Raw genomic sequence first — 20,514 nt, 5'->3', positions numbered from 1 at the left:
GCTCCCTCAGTCGGCCTTGGGAGGCGTCATGGCCTCGAACTCTTCCGTGGAATAGAGAGACAGCAGGCCGATGCGGTCCAGGCAGATCTCGGCGGTGAACGGCAGCATCAAGGCGCCGCAGCGGCTATCGCGATACATGCGTTCCAGCGGCAGCGACTTGAGCATGGCCTGTCCCCCGCAGGTGCGGATGGCGAGCTGGCAGATCGCATTGCTGTTCTCCATCACGGTGTAGTGGCCGGCATACATGCGGATGATGTCGTTCTTGTCCGGGTTGGGCCGCGCGTCGCTGATGATGCGGTGATAGATGGCCCGCGTCTGTTCCAGCAGGATCTGCAGCTGCGCGACCGCCATGCGCTTGGTCGGGTAGTGCCTGCGCCGGACGGGCGGCATGCCTTCGATTTCACCGCGCAGGTACTTGATGGTGAAGTCCACGGCTCCTTCGGCTATGCCCATGTAGGCGGGGTTGACCGTAATGAAGCCATGGGGCCAAAGCTTGCGCATGTCGAAGTAGGTGCCCTTGGGCATGACCTGTTCGCGTTCGGGAACGAACACATCCTTCATCAGCAGCGTTCTCGAAACGGTGCCGCGCATGCCCAGCGGGTCCCATTCTCCGGTGATCTCGAAGCCGGAGCTGTGCTGGTCGACGGCCAGGTAGACCGTGTCCTGGAACGTGGGCGGTTGGTCATCGTTGCGGATTTCCGTGCAGGTGATCCCGTGGAAGTCCGCCGCGCCCGACAGGGACGCGAAAATCTTTTTTCCGTTCAGCAGCCAGCCTCCGTCGACCTTGCGGGCGGACGTGGCGTAGGGGCGCTGGGTCCAGTCCTCGCCGCCTTCCGAAAAGGGTTGGGAGTAGAGCTTGCCCTCTTCGACGATGCGGCCGAAATGGTGCTGCCGCCGTATGTGCTGCGCCTTGCGCTCCGCTTCCGACAGCGGATAGCTGTCCAGCATCTGGCCCGCGTACATCGTGGCGCAGGTGTGCATGTTGAAGGTCAGCGCGGTGGCTCCGCACCAGCGCCCGATCTCGGCGGCCACCAGCATGTAGGTCTGGTAGTTCGCGCCCATGCCGCCATACTCGGCCGGGACGCACAGCCGGAGAAAGCCGGCCTCGCGCAGGTCGGCGTAGTTTTCGAAGGGGAAGGTGGCGGTGCGGTCATAGTGGAACGCTCGTTGCTGGAACTTGGAGCGGCCCAGTTCGCGGGCGACGCCGATGAGTTCTTTCTGCTGGCTGCTGAGGTCGAAATCCATGTTCTGCTGTCTCCGTGGGGAAAGGGAAGGCCGGCTATTTCAATTCGCCCAGCAACTGGCCGCGCTCGACGACCGGACGTCCGTCCAGCGCGATGGAGCAGCCCCGCATGGGAATGTCGAAATGACCTTTGGTGAACCGGCCGGCATGCTCGTTGGCGCCGGTCGAAAACAGGAAGTTGCCTGCAAAGACGCGCTGTTCGGTGCCGTTGGTGTCCGCCTTGTCGTACATGACCATCGAATCCCAGCGCGCGCGCGGGTTCATGCCCCAGCCCACGTGGGATACGGCGTAGGCATTGCGGTCGTTCCAGGCGGCGAAATAGCTGCGCAGCAGTTCCGCGTCCAGCCCCTTGCCATCGATCCCGACCACGAAGTCATCCTCTATGGTCAGCACCACTTCACTTTCGAAGTAGCGCTTGAAGGTCAGATTGGCGTCGCCCGGGCGCAGATGCAGCTGGCCGTTGACGCCGCCCGGATTGGGGAAGGTCGCGATAAGGCCGCCGGGCCAATGCGAGCGCGTGCCGGGCAAGGTGCAATACCCCCAGTTGCCGCCGGCAGGGCAGTTCTCCAGCGAGATGCGCAGGTCGGTCCCGGCATCGGAGGTGACATGCATCTGCCTGGCCGCGCGGATGAGCGCCACGCCTGACTGCACTCGGGCCTCCATTTCTGGATCGGTGCCCAGGCGCTCCAGGATTTCCGGGTGCTCATTGCTCACCATCATGAGCCGCGCGCCCGATTTCAGGATCTGCGGCAGTTCGGGCGCGTGGAGCAGGCCCTCGACGGTGCAGTCGACCACGACCTCGACATTCGACAGCGCGGCGATGACCGCCCTGGAATGCTGGATGGCGTCGGACGCGCCGGTGGAGCGCACCGGGACGATCTCGGTCTGGGGCGGCGTGGGCACCTCGACCGTCACGCAGGCCGCGCCCAGCTGAGCGAGCGCCAGCCTGGCGGTCATCACGTTGGCCGCGCGCGACTGTGTTTCGCAAAGCAGAGCGACCTCGGTGCCCGGACCGATGCCGCAGGCCGCGAAGTTGCACGCGAAGCTGCTGATCCATTTTCCTTCGGGCTGAGCGAGCATGGCTGTCTCCATTTCGGGGCCGCCTCAGGACACCGACGGCGATTGCGGGCGCCATTCGGGGTGGGAGGCTGGGATGCCGTACGCGCCGTCATGGAACAGAAGCGCGCGGTCGCGGGTCATGCCCAGCCTTTCGACCTGGCCTACGAACAGCAGGTGGTCGCCCAGCTCCATGTGTTGGTAGCTGTTGCACAGGAAGTACGCGGCGCAACCGCCGATCAGGGGGATGCCGTCATCGGAGCAGGCGAACTCCACTCCCGCGAACCGGTCCGCGATGGGACTGGAGAAGCGTTGCGACAGGGCGATCTGGGATTCGGAAAGCACATTGATGGCGAACTGCGAGCAATTGCGGAAGGCCTCCAGGCTGCCTTGCGATTTGCCCAGGCTCCAAAGCACCAGGGGGGGATCCAGCGACAGGGCGCTGAACGAGTTCACGGTCAGGCCGATGCAGGAACCGTCCGGGCCGCGCGTCGTGACGATGGTCACGCCCGTGGCAAATCGGCCGAGTGTCGTGCGCAGGCTGCGCTTGTCCCAATCGGTGCTCAGGAGCAGGCCGCCAGGCGCCGCGCAGGTGCTCATGTCGTTGCTTGTCTGCATTTTTCACCTCCTGAAGATTGTTCTGATATGGTGAACAACATTCTGATAGTGTGAACATGATATGAGAGCAATTTCCGGCGCGTCAAGAAAAAAAGCCCGCCGCGAACTTGCGGAGAGCATTGATGGAGAGGCCTGGACTTCGGGGAAACACTATTGACACTCGAAAGAGGCTGCCTATAATCAGTTCAACAAATAGGAACTGCGTTAACAATAATAGAACGTCAAAATCCGGCTGCCATCGATACGCCCTTCTTCCTTGCAACCTCAAGAGCACAGCCATGCAAAAGTTTTCCGCTGCAGTCGCTGCAATCCTCTTTCCGATCGCGTTCTCCGCGCACGCGAGAGACAAGGTGGTCATCCAGCAATACCAAGGAACCTATGGAAACGCGGCGGCGGTGGTCGCCGCCAAAACGGGAATGTGCGAACGCAACGGGCTGGATTGCGAAATCAAGTACATCAACAGCGGCCCGCTGGGGCTGCAGGCGCTGGTGGGGAAGTCCATCGACGTCGCCTTCGTCGGGACCGATAGCCTGGTCATGGGCATTGCGCGAGGAGCCAGGATCCAGTTGGTCTACGCCGGCTATCAACCCCTGACGCTATCGCTGGTTGCGCGCAACGACCTGGAACTGAAGCAGGCCGGTGTCAAAGGAACCCTGGAGCAGCTCAAGGGCAAGCGCATCGGGGTGACCATAAGGGGCGCCCAGACCGAGATGCACTTCATGTCCCTGGCGAAGGCTGCCGGCATGAAGCCGTCTGACTTCACCGTGATCCCGGTCGGCGGGCCTTCGACGGCGTACACGGCGCTCACCGTGGGCAAGAGCGTCGATGCCATGATGATCATGAACCCGCTCAAGCAGATCTGTGTGGTCGCCAAAACCTGCCAGCTGGTGTTCGATGCCGATACGGTCGAGTGGCCGCCGGAGCTCAAGGCGATGGACGGAGCCAGCGTGGCCATGGCGATGCGCTCGGAAATGATCGAGGAAAATCCGGAGCTGGTGCGGCGGTTCATCGCGGCGATGAGCGAGGCCAACGCCTGGATCCGCGATTCCGGCAACCGCGGGGAAGTCATGAAAATCCTGGGGCCGAGCATGACTCTCGGGGATATTCCGGATGCGGAGGGCGTACGCCGCAGCTGGGTCGACAACGACATTGCCCAGATGGGCGACGGCAAGCTCAGCCGTCCGGCGGTCCAGGGCGTCATCGACTATCTTGCCGCGCAGCACCTGATCGAGTCCAAGCCCAGCGTCTCGAGCATCGTCTACAGCGGTGCGCCATGATGTCGGGGGCCATGTCGAGGATGTACGCAGACCAATCGGTGATCGACCATGACGGCGCGACGCCGCGTCGCGGGGCGGCTTCCGGCGCGGCCGCGCCGGAAGCCGCCCTGGCGCGCGCTATCGGCTTTGCCGGCATGTCGATCCGCTTCAACGGGGATGTCCAGGCGCTCGACGACGTCAGCCTGGACATCGCGCCCGGCGAGTTCGTGTCCATCGTGGGGCCCAGCGGCTGCGGCAAGACCACCTTGCTCAATATCGCTGCGGGCCTGATTCCCGCCAAAATGTACAGCGGCCGGTGCCAGGTCCTGGGCAAGGCGCCGGAGGCTGGCAACCGCGACGTTGCGTACATGCTGGCGCGGGATGCGTTATGCCCGTGGCGCTCGGCGCTCGCCAATGTCGAGCTTGCCGGCGAGATCCGCGGGCAGCTGATGCCGCGGCGGCGCGAGATCGCGCGCAAGCTGCTGGACCGGGTGGGTCTGGGGGCGTTCGAGAAGGCCTATCCCAAGCAGTTGTCCCACGGCATGCGCCAGCGCGTGGCGCTGGCGCGGACCTTCAGCATGGATTCGCCGATCCTGCTCATGGACGAGCCCTTCGGAGCCCTGGATTCATTGACGAAGATCCAGCTGGAGGAAGTGCTGCTGGATCTTTGGCAGGCGCAGGCCAGGACCGTGATGTTCGTCACGCACGACCTGGGGGAGGCGGTCGCCATCTCCGATCGGGTGATCGTGATGAGCGCCCGTCCCGGCCGCATCGTGGCCGATGTCCGCATCGATCTTCCCCGGCCCCGGTCGGTGAAGTCGCTGCAGAAGGATCCGGCATTCCATCGCCTGCACGCCAAGGTCTGGGAGAAGCTGGACGAAGCGATGGGCAATTGACGAGGCAGGCATGAACACTAGGACACAAACTTATGTCGACCGCGCCCTGGCGGTGGCCGGGCTGGTCGCCCTGTGGCAACTGGCGGCCTCCCTGTCGTGGGTCGACCAGCTCCTGATCGGCAGCCCCATGGGCATCGCGGCCTATCTCCGGGAAAACCTCTTCGGAGACGGCATCTTGCTCGTCGACTTCGGATGGACGATGCTCGGCACCCTGGCCGCATTTGCGCTCGGCACGCTCGCCGCGATCGCAACCGGGGTGTTGTTCGTGATAAGCCCGCGGATGGAGCGGGCCTTCGAGCCCATCCTGGCCGCGGTCAACTCCATGCCCCGCATCGCCCTGGCGCCCCTGTTCCTCATCTGGTTCGGCCTGGGGCTGGCGTCCAAGGTGGCGATCGGATTCAGCCTGTGCTATTTCATCGTGCTGTCGGGCACCGTGGCCGGCGGACGCAGCGTCAGCCAGGATCATTCCGTGCTTGCGGTCACGCTGGGCGCCAGCCCGTGGCGCAAATTCATCCATTTCACGCTGCCGACCGCCGTGCCCACCATCTTCGCGGGGCTCAGGCTGGGCCTGGTGTATTCCCTGCTGGGCGTCGTCGGCGGCGAGATCATTGCGTCGGAGCACGGCCTGGGGCAGCAGCTGAGCTTGCTGTCGTCGCAGTTCAACACGAACGGCGTGCTGGGCATCTTGCTGCTTCTGGCGCTGACCGGCGCCGGCATCAACGGCCTGATGAACGTCCTGGAGAACGCGCTGCTGCGCTGGCGGTGAGCCGTGGCCAGGAAGCCGGCGTATTCAAGGAAAGGGGAACCAATGACGTCGATCGGGAAAACCAAGGCGGCTCCATCCGGGAAATTCAGCGAGGCGGAATGGCGGCGCCGGGTGGAGCTGGCCGCCGCCTACCGCCTGACCGCGCTGTTCAAGTGGGACGACCTGATCGCCACGCACATCAGCGCCCGACTTCCGGGCGCCCAAGACCGTTTCCTGATCAATCCGTATGGGCTGCTGTTCGAAGAGGTCACCGCCTCCAGCCTGATCACGGTGGACCTCGACGGCAACAAGCTGGACGATTCCCCGCATGAGGTCAATCCCGCGGGTTTCACCATACACAGCGCGATCCACGCGGCGCGCCACGACGCTGAATGCGTGATGCATACGCACACGCTGAATGGAACCGCGGTTTCAGCACAGATTGAAGGCGTTCTGCCCTTGTCGCAGCAATCGATACTGGTGCTGCAGAGTCTGGGCTATCACGACTACGAGGGCATCGCCTTGCGCGAGGACGAGAAGCCCCGCCTTGTCAGCTCGCTGGGTGGCAACGATTTCCTGATGCTGCGCAACCACGGCCTGCTCACGGTGGGCAGGAGCATCGGCGAAGCCTTTGTGTTCATGTATCTGTTCGAGGCGGTCTGCAGTATCCAGGTCCGCGCGCTGGCTGGGGGGCAGGCGCTGAGCCGCATCGATCCCGCCATCATCGCCACGGCCCGAGAGCAGGTGCGGGCCGCCACCCAGGGACATGGCCCGGCAATGGCCTGGCCGGGCCTGTTGAGGCGCCTGGACCGCGAACTTCCTGGTTACGATACTTGAGCGCCGCGCCCGCGCCGATCAGGAGGCGGGGGTATGGCCGAGTTCCCGCGAGATGTTCCGGGCTGCGTCGATCACCAGAGGAGCGACGCTGCGCCTGACGGCTTCGGTCATGCGTTCGCCGGGCGCGCCGACGCTGATGGCGGCGATGCACGCGCCATGGGCGTCGAAGATCGGCGCGGCGATGCCCCGTACTCCGCCGCCCCATTCGCCCCGGTTGTATGCCACCCCCTTGCGGCGCACCTGTTCCAGCTCCTTGTCGAGCTGGTCGCGCGTGGTGATGGTCATGGAGGTGAATATTTGGAGGTTTTCCATGATCCGGTCGATGAGGGCTGAAGAGGCATAGGCCAGCATGGCCTTGCCCGTCGCCATGCAGAAAGCCGGCACGCGGTCGCCGGGCTTCGTATGGGCGCGGACCGGCTGGGGGCTGTCTATGACGTCCAGGTACAGCACCTCTATTCCGTCCATGATGGACAGCAGGATGGTCTCGCGCGTTTGCGCAGCCAGCTCGCGCATGGCCGGCGCTGCCGCGCTGCGCAGATCGACGCGGTTTGCCACGCGCTGGCCCAGTTCCCAGAGCTTCAGGGTGCACTCGTATTCCCCGGCGGCAGTCTGGCGCACCCAGCCAGCCGCGCGCAGCACCTGCAGCAGCCGGTGCACGCCGCTCTTGGGCATTTCCATGTGCCGCGCCAGGGCCGTAACCCCCATGGGTTCGCCCTCGCCCGACATCAGTTCGAGCATCATGAGTCCTTTGGGAAGCGACCCGGACTGCGGACTTGCCGAATCAGCTGGCGTAGGGGACTTGGAGGGTTCCAATGGTGAGACTCCTGTCGAAGGCTGGCCGGGATGGGGGGATGCCGCGAGATTTGTTCATCATTTTAGAACAGAGTTCTCAATTCATGCCCGGTCGGCGGCCATGGCGGACGCTTTCTGGGGCGCTGGCTTGCGCAAGATCAAGGGCCGCCGCGCCGGTACAGCGCCAGGGTGCCCGCCAGGCCGATCAGCAAGCCGCCGCAGGCGCGGTTCAGCCAGCGCAGGCCCGCGCCCCGGAACGCGCGCACCAGCTGCGCGCCCAGCGCCGCATAGGCAAGCATCACGGCGACGTTCATGAGCGCCATGACGCTGGCCAGGATGGCGTACTGCGCGAACAGGGGCGCGGCGGGATTGATGAATTGCGGCAGGAAGGCGGACATGAACAGCAGCGCCTTGGGGTTGGTGATCGCCACGGCGAAGCTGCGCAGGCCCAGGGCCAACCCGCCGGGGCGGGCGGCGTCCGGCTGGGCGGACGGCATGACCAGCGCCGCGTCCGAGCGCAGCATCTTCCATCCCAGGTAGGCCAGATAGGCTGCCCCGGCCCATTTGATGAACTGGAACGCGACTTCGGAGGCCGCCAGCACCACGCCCAGCCCTGAGGCCACCGTGCCGATCAGGATCAGGTCGGCCAGCACCGCGCCTGCCATGCCCCAGCAGGCCGCGCGCACGCCGTGGCGCGAGCCGTTGCTCATGGCGAGCAGCACCGTGGGGCCCGGCGTGATGATGGTAATGGCCGAGGCCAGGATGAAAAGCAGCAGGGTTGCAAGGGTCATGGGAAGGCTCCGCGGGCGTTGATACACCTTGAACCAGTTTGCCGCCGCGGCCGGGATTCGTCCAGGTCCGGCTACCATAGCGGTCTTATCCATAGAATCCGCATCATGTCCACGCGTTCCGACTCCCCCAATCTGGCTCCCCCGCTTTCCGCCGTCCTGCTTTCCAGCGCGGAGGTGGTCGAGGGCGTGCTGGACGGCCGTTCCCTGACGGACGCGCTGGCCGACGTGGAATCGTCGTTGCGGCCGGCGGTCCAGGCGGTGTCGTTCCACGCGATGCGCTACCTGGGCTGGGCCGACGCGGTAGGACGCGAACTGGTGCAGCGCTATCCCAGCGTGCTGTTCGAATCGCTGCTGCTGGTGTCCCTGACCCTGCTGAAAGAGGAAGGCGAGGCCGCTGCGGCCCTGCCGGGCATGCCGGTCTACGGGGCCCACACGGTCGTGGACCAGGCAGTGACCGCGGGGTCCCGCCAGCGCGGCCTGGCTTCGTACAAGGGCATGCTGAACGCCTGCCTGCGCCGGTTCCTGCGCGAACGCGCCGCCCTCGAGGCCGCGGTCGCAGACAGCCCGGAAGCCCAATGGAACCACCCGGGCTGGTGGGTCAAGCAGCTGGCGGTGGCCTATCCGCAGCAGTGGCGCGACATCCTCGCCAGCGCCAACGTGCCGGCGCCGCTGACCTTGCGGGTCAACCGCCGGTGCGCCAGCCGCGAGCAGGTGCTGGCCGCGTTCCAGGCGGCGGGGCTGGACGCCGAGCCCGTGGGCCAGTCCGGCCTGGCGCTGTCCTCGCCCCGGCCCGTTACGCAGTTGCCGGGATTCGCCGAGGGCTGGTGGTCGGTGCAGGACGCCGGCGCCCAACTGGCGGCCGAGCTGCTGGCTCCGGCCAACGGCATGCGGGTGCTGGACGCCTGCTCGGCGCCTGGCGGCAAGACGGCGCATCTGCTGGAACTGGCCGATATCGACCTGCTGGCCCTGGACGCCGACGCCGGCCGGCTGGCCCGCGTGGAGCAGAACCTGGACCGCCTCGGCCTGGCGGGGGGGCATGTCCGGCTGAAGGCGGCCGACGCCTCCGACCTGGACGCCTGGTGGGACGGCAAGCCCTTTGACGCCGTGCTGGCCGACGTGCCGTGCACGGCCTCGGGCATCGTCCGCCGCCACCCCGACATACGCTGGCTGCGGCGCGAGAACGATGTGCGGCGCACGGCCGGCCTGCAGGCCCGGATCCTGGACTCGCTCTGGCGCACCGTGGCGCCCGGCGGCCGGTTGCTCTATGTAACGTGTTCGGTATTCCCGATCGAAGGGGTGCGCCAGGCGCTGGAGTTCCTGCAGCGCCACCCCGATGCCGTCCGGCTGGACGCGCCCGGCCAATTGCTGCCAGTTGCGGTCGATGCAACACCCGCGGCGCAGCACGACGGATTTTTCTACGCCTTGTTTGCCAAGCAGTCGTGAATCGCCAAGAATAGGGGCATGACGTAGTCTCGGTGTCGTATGTCCATTATCTCGCGCTTATTTCTTGGGTTGTTGCTCGCATCTGCCTTGCTTTCGTTTGCATCGGGCGGAAACGCACATGGGGCCGAGCCCAAAGTCACCCAGGTGAGTCCCATGGTTCGCGACGGCAAGCTCGAGATCGACGCGGACATCGAATTTGCGCTCAACGACCAGCTCCGTGATGCCGCCCAGCGCGGCGTCCCCTTGTATTTCACGGCCGATCTCACCATTACGCGCGAACGCTGGTGGTGGTTCGACGCATCCCTGGTGGATACGTCCCGCACCTGGCGCATCGTCTATAACGCGCTGACCCGCCAATGGCGCGCCGGCGTGGGCGAACTGTCCTTCCCGGTGGCGTCGCTCGACGACGCCATGGGCGTCGTCCGGCACATCCGCAACTGGCCGGTGGCGGACGCCGGCGAGTTCGACGCGGGCGTGCTGTACGGCGGCCAGCTGCGCCTGCGGCTGGACACTTCGATGTTGCCGCGGCCCTTCCAGGTCAACGCCCTGAACAGCAGTTCGTGGGTGCAGGCCACACCCTGGACCGACTTCTCGTTCGTATTGAGTGACAAGGAGAAAGACCCCTCATGAGGCTTTTGCTTCGGCTGGCCCTGATGGTCGGCGCCGTGAGCGGCCTGGCGTTGCTGGGGCTCTTGGCCTGGTCCACCGGCAATGCCTCGCGCTTCGCGCGCTATTACGACACGCTGCTGGTGCTGAACGGCGTTTTTGCGCTGGCGCTTTTCGTCTGGGTGGTGGCGCTGACCGTGCGGCTGGCCAGGCAGATCCGCCGGCGCCAGTTCGGGGCGCGGCTGACCGCCCGCTTTTCGCTGGCGTTCGCGCTGATCGGGGTCGTCCCCGGGGCGCTGATCTACACCGTTTCGGTGCAGTTCATGTCGCGCTCGATCGAATCCTGGTTCAACGTGCGCGTGGATACCGCGCTGGAAGCCGGCCTGAACCTGGGCCGCGCGGCGCTGGATTCGCTGCTGGCCGACCTGGACGCGCGCGCCCGCTCCATGGCCATGGAACTGAACCGCAACAGCGACAGCGGCGTGGCCCTGACCCTGACGCGGCTGCGCGAGGCCAACGGCGTGCAGGAAGCCATGGTGTTCACCGGCAGCGGGCGCATGGTGGCGTTTTCCACCAGCCAGTACGGCCAGCTGCTGCCTGCCATGCCGCCGTCCACGGTCATGAACCAGCTGCGGCTGGCGCGCGGGTATTCCGCCGCCGAGGCCGACGACCCCGTGACGCCGGGCGCCGAAGGCGGCCTGCACCTGCGGGTCGTGATTCCGCTGGCGGGGCCGGACCGCTACGACAACCTGCTGGGGGCGTCGTCCGAGCCGCGCTGGCTGCAGCTGCTGCAGCCCGTGCCCGAGCAGATCGCGCACAACGCCAACCTGGTGCAGCAGGGTTTCCGCGACTACCAGGAGCTGGCGCTGTCGCGGCTGGGCCTGCGCAAGCTGTACGGCATCACGCTGACCCTGGCCCTGTTGCTGGCGGCGTTCGGCGCCATCGCGGTCGCGCTGTCGCTGTCCAAGCGCCTGGTGCGTCCGCTGCTCAGCCTGGCGGGCGGCACGCAGGCGGTGGGCGTGGGCGATTACCGGCCCTTGCCCGAGCCTCCCGAGCGCGACGAAGTCGGCCAGCTCACGCGCTCGTTCAACGCCATGACGCGGCAGCTGGACGAGGCGCGGCGCATGGTCGAAAGCAACCGCCAGCAGCTGGAGCGCTCCAATGTCTACCTGGAGAACGTGCTGTCGAACCTGTCCTCCGGGGTGCTGGTGTTCGATGAATCTTTCCGCGTCACCACCGTCAACCAGGGCGCCCAGACCATTCTTGGCGCCGACCTGCGCTCGGTGATCGGCCGCCCGCTGGAGACGGCCGACGGCATGCTCGAGTTCGCCAACATCGTCCGGCAGGCCTTCTCCGCCCACGCGGCGGTGGGCTCCGAGCGCCAGCACTGGCAACAGCAGTTCGAGATCAGCCCGGCCCAGGGCGGCGCCTCCGTCGCGCCGCAGCCGCTGACCCTGCTGGCGCGGGGCACGCATTTGAAGGTGGACGGGCGCGGCAACGGCTACCTGGTGGTGTTCGACGACATTACCGAAGTGATCTCGGCCAACCGCACGGTGGCCTGGGGCGAGGTGGCCCGCCGGCTGGCGCACGAGATCAAGAACCCGCTTACCCCGATCCAGCTGTCGGCCGAGCGCCTGGCCATGAAGCTGGAGGGCAAGCTGCCGCCCGCCGAAGCCCAGATCGTCGAACGGTCCACCAATACCATCGTGAACCAGGTGGCATCGCTCAAGCAGATGGTGGACGATTTCCGCGAGTACGCCCGCACGCCGCCGGCCGTGATGCAGCGGATCGATTTCAATGCGCTGGTGGCCGACGTGCTGTCGCTGTACGGCTGGGACCCCGAAGGCGGCTCGCCGCGGCATGGCGAAAAGGCCCTGAACCTGGACGTGACGCTGGGGCCGGACCTGCCGGCGATCGAGGGCGACCCGACCCAGTTGCGCCAGGTGATCCACAACCTGCTGTCCAACGCCCGCGACGCGATTGCCGAGCAGGGCGGGCAGGGGCGGGTGAGCGTCACGACGCAGCTTATGCGCAGCGAACAGCCCGATAGCGCCTATCACGAGGCGCTCAGGTTCACCGTGGCTGACAGCGGGCCCGGGTTCCCGCCCCAGGTCATGCAGCGCGCGTTCGAGCCTTACGTCACCACCAAGTCCCACGGGACTGGGTTAGGATTGGCAATCGTACGCAAGATCGTGGAAGAACACGGCGGGCGTATCGACCTTGCAAACCGCAAGGAGGGGGGCGCGCGGATCTCCATCTTGTTGACCCGGCTGGCTTCCGAGGCCGATACTATGGACGCGACCGCGCAAGAAAAGGATAATGCGGCTACGCAATAGGTGGATGCTTTATGGCCAGAATTCTGGTGGTTGACGACGAAGTCGGTATACGCGAGCTTTTGTCGGAGATCCTTTACGACGAAGGACACACGGTCGAGCTGGCTGAAAATGCGGCGCAGGCACGCGCGGCGCGGCTGCGCATGCGTCCTGACCTGGTGTTGCTGGACATCTGGATGCCCGACACCGATGGTGTGAGCCTGCTCAAGGAATGGGGCTCGCAGGGCCTGCTGGACATGCCCGTGATCATGATGAGCGGCCACGCCACCATCGACACGGCGGTCGAAGCCACGCGCATCGGCGCCATGGATTTCCTCGAAAAGCCGATCACGCTGCAGCGCCTGCTGAAGACCGTGGCCGCCGGCCTGGCCCGCGGCCGCGCGCCGCATCCGGCGCCCGTGGCCGCGCATCCGGCCGCCGCCAGCCCGGCGGTGGCGCTGGAAGACGAACTCGATCCCCCGGCCCTGGCCGCCGCGCCCGCCAACGAAATCCCGGTCGCCTCCAACGGCCAGCTGGGCAGCATCTCGCTGGACCAGCCCCTGCGCGAAGCGCGCGACGAGTTCGAGCGCATCTATTTCGAATACCACCTGGTCCGGGAAAGCCACAGCATGACCCGGGTCTCGGAGCGCACCGGCCTGGAACGCACCCACCTGTACCGCAAGCTCAAGCAATTGGGCATCGAGTCCGCACGCAAGCGGAGCACATGAAGATCCTGATCATGGGCGCTGGTCGCGTGGGCACCAGCGTGGCCGAGAACCTGGTGTCGGAAGAGAACGACATCACCGTCATCGATTCGGATCCTGTCCAGCTCCAATACCTGCAAGAACACTTCGACCTGCGTGTCGTCCATGGCGACGGCTCGCAGGTGTCGGTGCTGGAAGCCGCCGGCGCCGCCGATACCGACCTCCTGATCGCCTGCGCGGCTTCCGACACGGCCAACATGGTGGCGTGCAAGATCGCCCGCCAGCTGTTCAACACCCCCCGCCGCATCGCCCGCATCCGCTCCGCTGAATTCGCCGAGCACGCCGAGCTCATGAGCGAAGAGGGCTTCTGCATCGACGCGCTGATCAGCCCGGAACGCAGCGTCACCACGTACCTGCACAGCCTGATCGAGTTTCCCGAGGCCCTGCAGGTGGTGGAATTCGCCGAAGGGCGCGTCAGCGTCGTGACCGTGAGGGTGGGGCATGGCAGCCCCATGGCGCATTCCCCGGTCGACAAGCTGCGCGATGTCTGGCCCGACGTGAAGGCCCGCGTGATCGACGTGCTGCGCAACGGCCGGCCGCTGCGCGCCGGCAGCGGCACCGTCATCGCGCCGGGCGACGAAGCGGTCCTGGTGGTGGATTCGCGCGACGCGCGCCGGGCGGTCCGGCAGTTGCGCGAGGCCGAGCGCGCCGTGCGCCGCGTGATGATCGCGGGCGGGGGCAACATCGGCCTGCGCCTGGCGCGCCAGCTCGCCGAGGAAAAATACAGCGTCCGTATCATCGAGCGCGACCTGAAGCGCTGCGAGTACCTGGCCACCCAGCTGCCCGACAGCGTGCTCGTCCTGCATGGCAGCGGCACCGACGAGGCCCTGCTGGAACGCGAAAGCATCGAGGACATGGATACCTGGCTGGCGCTCACCAGCGACGACGAGGACAACATCATGTCCTCGCTGCTGGCCAAGCGCCTGGGCGCGCGCAAGGTGATCGCCCTGATCAACCGCCAGGCCTACGGCGAGCTGATGCAGGGCAGCCATATCGATATCGCTGTGTCGCCCTCCCAGGCCACCATGAGCGAGCTCCTGCGCCACGTGCGCCGGGGCGACGTGGCCGCGGTGCACCGACTGCGCCAGGGCGTGGCGGAAGCGCTGGAGGCCATCGCCCACGGCGACCGCTCGAATTCCAAAGTGGTCGGCCGCGCGGTGGGGCAGATCAGCCTGCCCAAGGGCGCCAGCATCGGCGCGCTGGTGCGCGAGGACGAAATCATCCTGCCGGACGCCGACACCGTGATCGAATCGGACGACCACGTCATTGTCTTCGTGCCGTCGCGCCGGCAGATGCCGCGCGTGGAAAAGCTGTTCCAAGTCTCGGCGTCCTTCTTCTGATGCGAGCCGCCTTCCTCTTCCTCCGCGGGCCGCGCGCGGCCGGATAGCTCCATGAAGCGAGTCCTGGGCACCCTCTACATCCTGGGCCTGACGATGGTGATGTTCGCGCTCACCATGCTGATTCCCTTGGGCGTCGCCTACGTGGGCGGCGACGCGGCGCGTGATGCCTTCCTGGACGGCTTCCTGATCTCGGTGGGCATCGGCGTGGGCCTGGCCGCGCTGACCCGCCGCGCCCGGTGCGAACTGCGGGCGCGGGACGGCTTCGTGCTGGTGTCGGCCGTGTGGGCCGGCCTGCCGCTGCTGGCCTCCATTCCGCTGATGCTGTATTTCCATGGCGCGGGGCTGCCGCTGTCGTTCACCGGCGCGTATTTCGAGGCCATGTCCGGCCTGACCACCACCGGCGCCACCGTGCTGACCAACCTGGACACACTGCCGGCGTCCATCAACCTGTGGCGGGCCACGCTGATCTGGATCGGCGGCATGGGCATCCTGGTCCTGGCCGTGGCCATCCTGCCGCTGCTCGGGGTCGGCGGCCATCAGGTGGTGCGGGCGGAAACGCCCGGGCCGATGAAGGATGAGCGCCTGACCCCCCGGATCGCCAGCACCGCCAAGGCGCTGTATGCGGTGTATTTCGTGTTTTCCATCCTGTGCTTCCTGGCGTACCGCGCGGTCGGCCTGTCGTGGTTCGAGGCCTGGTGCCACATGGCCACGACGATGGGGCTGGGCGGTTTCTCCACCTGGGACGACGGCTTCGCCCATTTCGACTCGGTGGCCGTGGAAATGGTGGCGATGGTGTTCATGCTGATTGCCGGCATTAACTTCGCCACGCATTTCAACGCCTTCCGCCAGCGCAGCCCGCGGGCCTATGCGCGCTGCCCCGAAGCCATCCCGTACCTGGTCGTCGTCCTGGGGGTGGGACTGGTCATTTCCGTGTTCCTCTACCTGAAAGGGGTCTATGCCGAACCGCTGGAGGCCCTGAGGTACGGGATGTTCAACACGATCTCGATGGCGACCACCACCGGCTACGCCAACACCGATTTCGCCCAGTGGCCGCTGTTTGCGCCGCTGACGATGCTGTTGCTCTCGGGGTTCGCCACGTCGGCGGGGTCGACGGGCGGCGGCATCAAGATGATCCGGGCGATCCTGCTGGTCAAGCAGGCCCGCAACGAGCTGGTGACCATGCTGCACCCGCACGCGGTCAGCCCGGTGCGGATCAACGGCAGGGCGGTCGAGGGCCGGACCATGTCGTCCGTGCTGGCCTTCATGCTGTTCTACGGCCTGTCCATCGCGGTGTTCACCAGCCTGCTGCTGCTATCCGGCCTGGATCCGATCACGGCGTTCTCGGCCGTGTTCGCCAGCGTGAACAACACCGGCCCGGGCCTGGGGCCGGTCGGCCCCATGGGCAATTTCGCGGTGCTGTCCGATTTCCAGATCTGGGTCTGTACCTTCGCGATGCTGATCGGCCGCCTGGAATTGCTGACCGTGCTGGTGCTGTTCACGCCGATTTTCTGGCGGAAGTGAATTTTGCGGGCAGGGTCAAGTGTCCGCCATCCGCATGCGGCCAACCAAGGGCCTGACACCCGCACGCGGCCGATCAGTGTCTGACTCCCCGCGGTTGGTCAGTATCTGACACCCGTACGAGACGATCTACGATCTACAGTCTTGGCCGGTGCTACCCGGGTGTCTGACACCGTCGGCGCTCGGTTGGTGTCAGTGGTGTCAGTGGTGTCAGACACCCGGGTAGCGGCGGTTCAGCTTGGAAGGGAGGCGCGTAGGGTGTCTGACACCTGGCTCCTGGCACCTGATACCTGGCACCTGACACCTGACACCTGGCCCCTGGCCCCTGGCCCCTGGCACGTGGCTCCCTGGCTCCCGGCACCTGACATCTTGCTCCTGCACCCCCGCGGTAGCGCCAATGGCGAGCCTCCGACCCCCCAATTTCGTCCGTAATAACCCTAATAAGGGTTATCCCTTCCTTCTCCGGAGGCCCCTTCCAGACTCGCCATCCGGGCGCCGCCGGCCGGAAACCCGCGCCGTTTCTATGTCGTAAGCGCTCGCTCACTTTCTCTCGCAGGGAAAAACCGAATGCTTCGCGATGTTGCACATAAATGTCACGATTCTCAATCGTTTTGCCACAAAGTTGCGGCTATCATGCATACACAAGCTGCCGTCTAGTGCCCCCCGGGAAGTTGCCGGGCTTCAAGGTCGAACGGCGCACATCCTCATCAAACATTCAAAGGAGTCCGAGATGGAACAGATCCCGTTCATTTCGTCGGCCCCCAACACCCTGGGCATCGAGCTCGAGCTGCAACTGATAGACCCCCGCAGTTTTGACCTGACCGCAGCCTCTGACGAGCTGCTGGCCCAAATGGCCAACCACCCCATCGCCGACCGCGTCAAACCGGAAATCACGCGGTCCATGATCGAACTGAATTCCTCGGTGCACGAGCACCCGATGGGCCTCCTGGCCGAAATGCGCGAGATGCGCGATGCGCTGGTCGAGGCGGCGGACGCCGTAGGGGTTTCGGTGGCGGGCGGCGGCGCCCACCCCTTCATGCGCTGGCAAGAGCGCTCCATCTCCGACACGCCGCGCTTCCAGTACCTGGCCGAAATGTATGGTTACCTGGCGCGTCAATTTACTGTTTTCGGCCAGCACATCCACCTGGGCGTCAGGAACGGCGACGACTCCATCAAGCTGCTGCGCCGCCTGTCTCCCTACGTGCCTCACTTCATCGCGCTGTCGGCCTCCTCGCCTTATTGCGAGGGCGTGGACACGCTGTTCTCGTGCTCGCGCCTGAACGCGGTCAATAGCTTCCCGCTGGCCGGCCACATGCCCCCCGAGGTAAAGGACTGGTACCAGTTCGAGGCGCACCTGGCCCAGCTGCGCGCCTATGGCCTGGCCGAGAGCATTAAGGACCTCTACTGGGACATCCGTCCCAAGCCCGAATTCGGCACGGTCGAGATCCGCGTCTGCGACACCCCGCTGACGGTCGAGCGGGCCTGCCAGATCGCCGCCTTCGCCCAGGCCCTGGCGGTGCTGCTGATGCGCGAGGACGATCCCAGCGACAACGCCTGGCTGTCCTACCGCAGCAACCACTTCCAGGCCTGCCGTTTCGGCCTGCAGGGCAGCTACGTGACCCCCGACGGACAGCGGCTGCGCCTGATGGACCACCTGCGCGTGCTGTTCCAGCGCCTGATGCCGGTGGCCGAAGAACTGGGCACGGGCGACATGATCGCGGCGCTGCGCGATGAATCCATGCGCAGCGGCAACGATTCCCGCTGGCTGCGCAGCCAGTTCCACCGCCTGCGCGACCTGCCCCTGCTCGTGGAAGCCATGTCGAATGCATGGCGCGGCGTGGCCGCCGGCGCTGCCGCGCCCGCAGAACCCACGGCGGTCTTGCGGCGCCGCATCCGGGCCACCTCCGAGCCCATGCAGCCCTTGCGGCCGTCCGAGCCGGGCGTCGCCGTGCCCATGCCCGAGCGCCTGCACTAGACAGCCCTGCCAGCCACCAGGTGGAGCCCCGCTTCAGGGGTTGCCGCGGTGGCGGCCTCCGATTGCGCTGACCGACAGGCGGGTTTCGCCCGCCGTGGTGCGATGCGCGGCCGCGCGCCACGCATGGCCATAGGCGACTTCAATGCTCAGGGCGATGACGCCGTCCGGCCTGCGCTGCGCCTCCAGCGCGGCGCAAAGGCGGTCGCGCCAATCCCGGCCCACCAGCCCGCCCCGGCGGCCTTCAGCGGGGTTTCCTCCCAGCGCGCGCACGTCTTGCAGCAGTTTTTCGGGGCTGCGGTAGGTCAGGGTCAGGATTTCCTGGTCCATGACGGGGTCGGCAAAACCGTTTTCCACCAGCAGGTCGCCGAAATCGTGCATGTCCACGAAGGATGGCGTAGCCGTGCGCAGGCCGGCGTCCGTCAGGGCCTGGCGCAGTTCGCGCAGCGTGGCCGGACCCAGACAGGAAAACATGGCCAGCCCTCCCACCTTCAGGATGCGCCGCCATTCCGCCAGCACGGCGTGCGGGGCGCGGTGCCAGTGCATGGCCAGGTTGGACCACACCAGTTCCAGCGATTCGGGCGGCAATCCGGTGTCCGCGAGGTCGGCGGCCACGAAGGCCGGGGCGGCCGGGCCGCGGCGGGCCAGCTTGCCGATCAAGGCGGACAGGCCTGCTGGCGCGTGGCGCTTGCGCGCCAGGTCGAGGAGGGGGGCGCAGTTGTCCAGCCCGGTATAGGCCGCGACGGGATAGCGCTCGCGCAGCAGGGGCAGGTTGTCGCCCGCGCCGCAGCCTGCGTCCAGCATCGCCTGGGGTTGTATGCGGATGTATTGCAGGCGGCCCAGCATGCGGCGGGCGATTTCCCCGTACAGGAACTGGGCTTCGGCCAGGTCGCCGCGGCGGGCGAACTGCCTGGGCACGTCGGCGCTGACGATGGGCAAGGTGGGGAGCGTAGCGGGTTCTGGCAGGGACATTTCGGTCGCGCCCGCGCCTTCGTGGCGGAGCGGATCATGGTTTCATGAGGAATGGCATCCATTATTGCGCATCCCGGCCCCGGGCTCCGATTGTCCCTACGGAACATGGGGCGGCTGCTGCTGTCCCGGGTCGGCTGCGACTGCCCGTTGTGCGGCGCGCGGGTGGCGGGGGCTAGGCTCTGCCCGGGCTGCGAGGCGGACATCCTGGCCTGGGAGCCGGGCGCGCCGCCGCGCTGCCCTTGCTGCGCCCTCAGGTTGCCGCCAGGCGCGCCCTGCTGCCCCGCCTGCCTGGGCGTGCCGCGGCCCTTCGCGCGCACCGTGGCGGCATTCGACTACGAGCCGCCCGCCGACGCCCTGGTCCTGATGCTGAAGGCTCAGCGCCGTCTCAGCATGGCGCCCGTGCTTGCCCGGCTGATTGCCGCAGCCGTCGCGCGCGACGGCCCCTTGCCCGCCGGCACGCTGCTGGTGCCCATACCCGCTGGCCGCGTCTCGCTGCGCCGGCGCGGCATGAATCCCGCCGCCGAGATCGCCCGCGGGTTAGCGGCGGAGCTGGGGCTGCCCCTGGCGCGCGGCATGCTGTTGCGGCGGCGCGAGGCGCCGCGGCAGACCGGCAGGAGCCGGCGCGCCCGCCAACGAGGCGCGGTAGGTCTGTTTTCCTGCCGGGGCGCCGTGCTGGGCCGGCACGTGGCCGTGGTGGACGACGTCATGACCACGGGCAGCACCGCCGATGCCGCGGCCGGCGCGCTGCTGGCCGCGGGCGCGGCGGGCGTTACGGTGCTGGTGGCCGCGCGCACGCCCTGAGGCGGCGCGGCGGCAAATCGGCGACAATTCCGGTATGCGGCGCGTCCGCGCCGCAAGCTGTTTGCCGAGCCCCCATCCGCCATGTTCCACGTCATTCTCGTCTGCCCCGAGATCCCTCCCAATACCGGCAACGCCATCCGCCTGTGCGCCAATACGGGCGCCCAATTGCATCTGGTGCGTCCGCTGGGTTTCGAACTGGATGACGCGCGCATGCGCCGCGCGGGGCTGGACTACCATGAATGGCAGCCCGTCCGGGTGCACGATACGCTGCAAGAGGCCCTGGCCGATACCGGCGCGGGGCCGTCCAGCATCTATGCGCTGACCACGCACGCGCAGCGCAGCGTGGCGGACATCGGCTTCAAGCCCGGCGATGTGTTCGTGTTCGGCCGCGAAACGGCCGGGCTGTCGGAAGAACCCCAGGCGATGTTCCCGCCCCAGCAGCGCGTGCGGCTGCCGATGCGCGCCGGCCAGCGCAGCCTGAACCTGTCCAATGCCGTCGCGGTCACGGTATTCGAGGCCTGGCGCCAGCAGGGCTACGAGGGCGGGGTGTAG

Annotated in this window: 19 protein-coding genes; 13 read left to right on the top strand and 6 right to left on the bottom strand. The window is 66.8% G+C overall.

The genetic code is table 11. The features are described 5' to 3' along the window. Window positions 1-6: 6 nt before the first annotated feature. Genes JL37_RS22610 through JL37_RS22600 form a run of 3 tightly spaced genes read right to left on the bottom strand, consistent with a single transcriptional unit; the run spans window position 7 to window position 2,917 of the window. Window positions 7-1,245 carry an acyl-CoA dehydrogenase family protein gene (locus tag JL37_RS22610; RefSeq protein ID WP_043546878.1) on the bottom strand — a complete coding sequence of 413 codons (1,239 nt, stop codon included), beginning with the start codon at window positions 1,243-1,245 and terminating at the stop codon, window positions 7-9. 34 nt (window positions 1,246-1,279) lie between these two features. Beyond that, a complete protein-coding gene (locus JL37_RS22605; RefSeq protein WP_043546877.1) occupies window positions 1,280-2,323 on the bottom strand; it encodes a peptidase M29 in 1,044 nt (347 codons plus the stop codon). Window positions 2,324-2,347: 24 nt separating this feature from the next. Continuing rightward, entirely contained in the window at window positions 2,348-2,917 is a 570-nt protein-coding gene (locus tag JL37_RS22600) for a flavin reductase family protein (RefSeq protein ID WP_304413501.1), read from the bottom strand. A gap of 278 nt (window positions 2,918-3,195) precedes the next feature. Between JL37_RS22600 and JL37_RS22595 the strand changes: the two genes are divergently transcribed. The 4 genes from JL37_RS22595 to JL37_RS22580 are packed head-to-tail and all read left to right on the top strand — an operon-like array spanning window position 3,196 to window position 6,651. Beyond that, window positions 3,196-4,194 carry an ABC transporter substrate-binding protein gene (locus JL37_RS22595; RefSeq protein WP_043546876.1) on the top strand — a complete coding sequence of 333 codons (999 nt, stop codon included), beginning with the start codon at window positions 3,196-3,198 and terminating at the stop codon, window positions 4,192-4,194. 20 nt (window positions 4,195-4,214) lie between these two features. Further along, complete coding sequence (locus tag JL37_RS22590; protein WP_052097526.1) at window positions 4,215-5,069, top strand: ABC transporter ATP-binding protein; 855 nt, start codon at window positions 4,215-4,217, stop codon at window positions 5,067-5,069. A gap of 10 nt (window positions 5,070-5,079) precedes the next feature. Beyond that, window positions 5,080-5,835, top strand: coding sequence for an ABC transporter permease (locus tag JL37_RS22585; protein ID WP_043546874.1), 756 nt, complete (start codon window positions 5,080-5,082; stop codon window positions 5,833-5,835). A gap of 42 nt (window positions 5,836-5,877) precedes the next feature. Beyond that, window positions 5,878-6,651: a class II aldolase/adducin family protein gene (locus JL37_RS22580; protein ID WP_043546872.1), complete on the top strand. Its 774-nt coding sequence runs from the start codon at window positions 5,878-5,880 to the stop codon at window positions 6,649-6,651. Window positions 6,652-6,669: 18 nt separating this feature from the next. Here the strand turns inward: JL37_RS22580 and JL37_RS22575 are convergent, their stop codons facing one another. Together JL37_RS22575 and JL37_RS22570 are read right to left on the bottom strand one after the other, a co-directional pair. After that, window positions 6,670-7,464: an IclR family transcriptional regulator gene (locus tag JL37_RS22575; protein ID WP_255352929.1), complete on the bottom strand. Its 795-nt coding sequence runs from the start codon at window positions 7,462-7,464 to the stop codon at window positions 6,670-6,672. Between the two features lie 137 nt (window positions 7,465-7,601). After that, on the bottom strand, window positions 7,602-8,234 hold the full coding sequence (locus tag JL37_RS22570; RefSeq protein WP_043546869.1) for a LysE family translocator: 633 nt from the start codon (window positions 8,232-8,234) through the stop codon (window positions 7,602-7,604). A 105-nt stretch (window positions 8,235-8,339) separates the two neighbouring features. On the opposite strand from JL37_RS22570, the gene rsmB reads away from it, so the two are divergent. The 7 genes from rsmB to JL37_RS22535 all read left to right on the top strand — a co-directional run bounded on the left by rsmB (window position 8,340) and on the right by JL37_RS22535 (window position 18,192). Continuing rightward, window positions 8,340-9,677: a 16S rRNA (cytosine(967)-C(5))-methyltransferase RsmB gene (gene rsmB / locus JL37_RS22565; protein ID WP_043546868.1), complete on the top strand. Its 1,338-nt coding sequence runs from the start codon at window positions 8,340-8,342 to the stop codon at window positions 9,675-9,677. 39 nt (window positions 9,678-9,716) lie between these two features. Then, window positions 9,717-10,307 carry a DUF4390 domain-containing protein gene (locus JL37_RS22560; protein WP_081955154.1) on the top strand — a complete coding sequence of 197 codons (591 nt, stop codon included), beginning with the start codon at window positions 9,717-9,719 and terminating at the stop codon, window positions 10,305-10,307. Continuing rightward, window positions 10,304-12,619 (top strand): ATP-binding protein, encoded by a 2,316-nt coding sequence (locus JL37_RS22555; RefSeq protein WP_043546867.1) that lies wholly within the window; start codon window positions 10,304-10,306, stop codon window positions 12,617-12,619. The genes JL37_RS22560 and JL37_RS22555 overlap by 4 nt, the downstream gene beginning before the upstream one ends. An 11-nt stretch (window positions 12,620-12,630) precedes the next feature. Continuing rightward, window positions 12,631-13,323, top strand: a complete 693-nt coding sequence (locus tag JL37_RS22550; RefSeq protein ID WP_043546865.1) for a response regulator — start codon at window positions 12,631-12,633, stop codon at window positions 13,321-13,323. Continuing rightward, window positions 13,320-14,699 carry a Trk system potassium transporter TrkA gene (gene trkA / locus JL37_RS22545; RefSeq protein WP_043546864.1) on the top strand — a complete coding sequence of 460 codons (1,380 nt, stop codon included), beginning with the start codon at window positions 13,320-13,322 and terminating at the stop codon, window positions 14,697-14,699. Before JL37_RS22550 ends, trkA begins: the two co-directional genes overlap by 4 nt. A 51-nt stretch (window positions 14,700-14,750) precedes the next feature. Next, window positions 14,751-16,220, top strand: a complete 1,470-nt coding sequence (locus JL37_RS22540; RefSeq protein WP_043546863.1) for a TrkH family potassium uptake protein — start codon at window positions 14,751-14,753, stop codon at window positions 16,218-16,220. Between the two features lie 727 nt (window positions 16,221-16,947). Next, complete coding sequence (locus JL37_RS22535; RefSeq protein WP_043546862.1) at window positions 16,948-18,192, top strand: YbdK family carboxylate-amine ligase; 1,245 nt, start codon at window positions 16,948-16,950, stop codon at window positions 18,190-18,192. A 33-nt stretch (window positions 18,193-18,225) separates the two neighbouring features. Here JL37_RS22535 and JL37_RS22530 read toward each other — a convergent pair whose 3' ends face one another. After that, entirely contained in the window at window positions 18,226-19,161 is a 936-nt protein-coding gene (locus tag JL37_RS22530; RefSeq protein ID WP_043546861.1) for a methyltransferase domain-containing protein, read from the bottom strand. A 90-nt stretch (window positions 19,162-19,251) separates the two neighbouring features. Between JL37_RS22530 and JL37_RS22525 the strand changes: the two genes are divergently transcribed. Continuing rightward, window positions 19,252-19,962 (top strand): ComF family protein, encoded by a 711-nt coding sequence (locus tag JL37_RS22525; protein WP_369798619.1) that lies wholly within the window; start codon window positions 19,252-19,254, stop codon window positions 19,960-19,962. A gap of 81 nt (window positions 19,963-20,043) precedes the next feature. Then, complete coding sequence (locus tag JL37_RS22520; protein WP_043546859.1) at window positions 20,044-20,514, top strand: tRNA (cytidine(34)-2'-O)-methyltransferase; 471 nt, start codon at window positions 20,044-20,046, stop codon at window positions 20,512-20,514.

The sequence above is a fragment of the Achromobacter sp. RTa genome (assembly GCF_000757485.1).
GTDB lineage: Bacteria > Pseudomonadota > Gammaproteobacteria > Burkholderiales > Burkholderiaceae_B > Achromobacter.
The sequence above is the reverse complement of the archived record's forward strand: the minus strand, read 5'-3'. Positions and strand labels throughout refer to the sequence as shown.

What these genes read in the sequence shown, in the direction of transcription:
- JL37_RS22610 (WP_043546878.1), bottom strand. Translation starts at nt 1,245, where the DNA reads ATGGATTTCGACCTCAGCAGCCAGCAGAAAGAACTCATCGGCGTCGCC.
- JL37_RS22605 (WP_043546877.1), bottom strand. Translation starts at nt 2,323, where the DNA reads ATGCTCGCTCAGCCCGAAGGAAAATGGATCAGCAGCTTCGCGTGCAAC.
- JL37_RS22600 (WP_304413501.1), bottom strand. Translation starts at nt 2,917, where the DNA reads ATGCAGACAAGCAACGACATGAGCACCTGCGCGGCGCCTGGCGGCCTG.
- JL37_RS22595 (WP_043546876.1), top strand. Translation starts at nt 3,196, where the DNA reads ATGCAAAAGTTTTCCGCTGCAGTCGCTGCAATCCTCTTTCCGATCGCG.
- JL37_RS22590 (WP_052097526.1), top strand. Translation starts at nt 4,215, where the DNA reads ATGTACGCAGACCAATCGGTGATCGACCATGACGGCGCGACGCCGCGT.
- JL37_RS22585 (WP_043546874.1), top strand. Translation starts at nt 5,080, where the DNA reads ATGAACACTAGGACACAAACTTATGTCGACCGCGCCCTGGCGGTGGCC.
- JL37_RS22580 (WP_043546872.1), top strand. Translation starts at nt 5,878, where the DNA reads ATGACGTCGATCGGGAAAACCAAGGCGGCTCCATCCGGGAAATTCAGC.
- JL37_RS22570 (WP_043546869.1), bottom strand. Translation starts at nt 8,234, where the DNA reads ATGACCCTTGCAACCCTGCTGCTTTTCATCCTGGCCTCGGCCATTACC.
- rsmB (WP_043546868.1), top strand. Translation starts at nt 8,340, where the DNA reads ATGTCCACGCGTTCCGACTCCCCCAATCTGGCTCCCCCGCTTTCCGCC.
- JL37_RS22560 (WP_081955154.1), top strand. Translation starts at nt 9,717, where the DNA reads ATGTCCATTATCTCGCGCTTATTTCTTGGGTTGTTGCTCGCATCTGCC.
- JL37_RS22555 (WP_043546867.1), top strand. Translation starts at nt 10,304, where the DNA reads ATGAGGCTTTTGCTTCGGCTGGCCCTGATGGTCGGCGCCGTGAGCGGC.
- JL37_RS22550 (WP_043546865.1), top strand. Translation starts at nt 12,631, where the DNA reads ATGGCCAGAATTCTGGTGGTTGACGACGAAGTCGGTATACGCGAGCTT.
- trkA (WP_043546864.1), top strand. Translation starts at nt 13,320, where the DNA reads ATGAAGATCCTGATCATGGGCGCTGGTCGCGTGGGCACCAGCGTGGCC.
- JL37_RS22540 (WP_043546863.1), top strand. Translation starts at nt 14,751, where the DNA reads ATGAAGCGAGTCCTGGGCACCCTCTACATCCTGGGCCTGACGATGGTG.
- JL37_RS22535 (WP_043546862.1), top strand. Translation starts at nt 16,948, where the DNA reads ATGGAACAGATCCCGTTCATTTCGTCGGCCCCCAACACCCTGGGCATC.
- JL37_RS22530 (WP_043546861.1), bottom strand. Translation starts at nt 19,161, where the DNA reads ATGTCCCTGCCAGAACCCGCTACGCTCCCCACCTTGCCCATCGTCAGC.
- JL37_RS22520 (WP_043546859.1), top strand. Translation starts at nt 20,044, where the DNA reads ATGTTCCACGTCATTCTCGTCTGCCCCGAGATCCCTCCCAATACCGGC.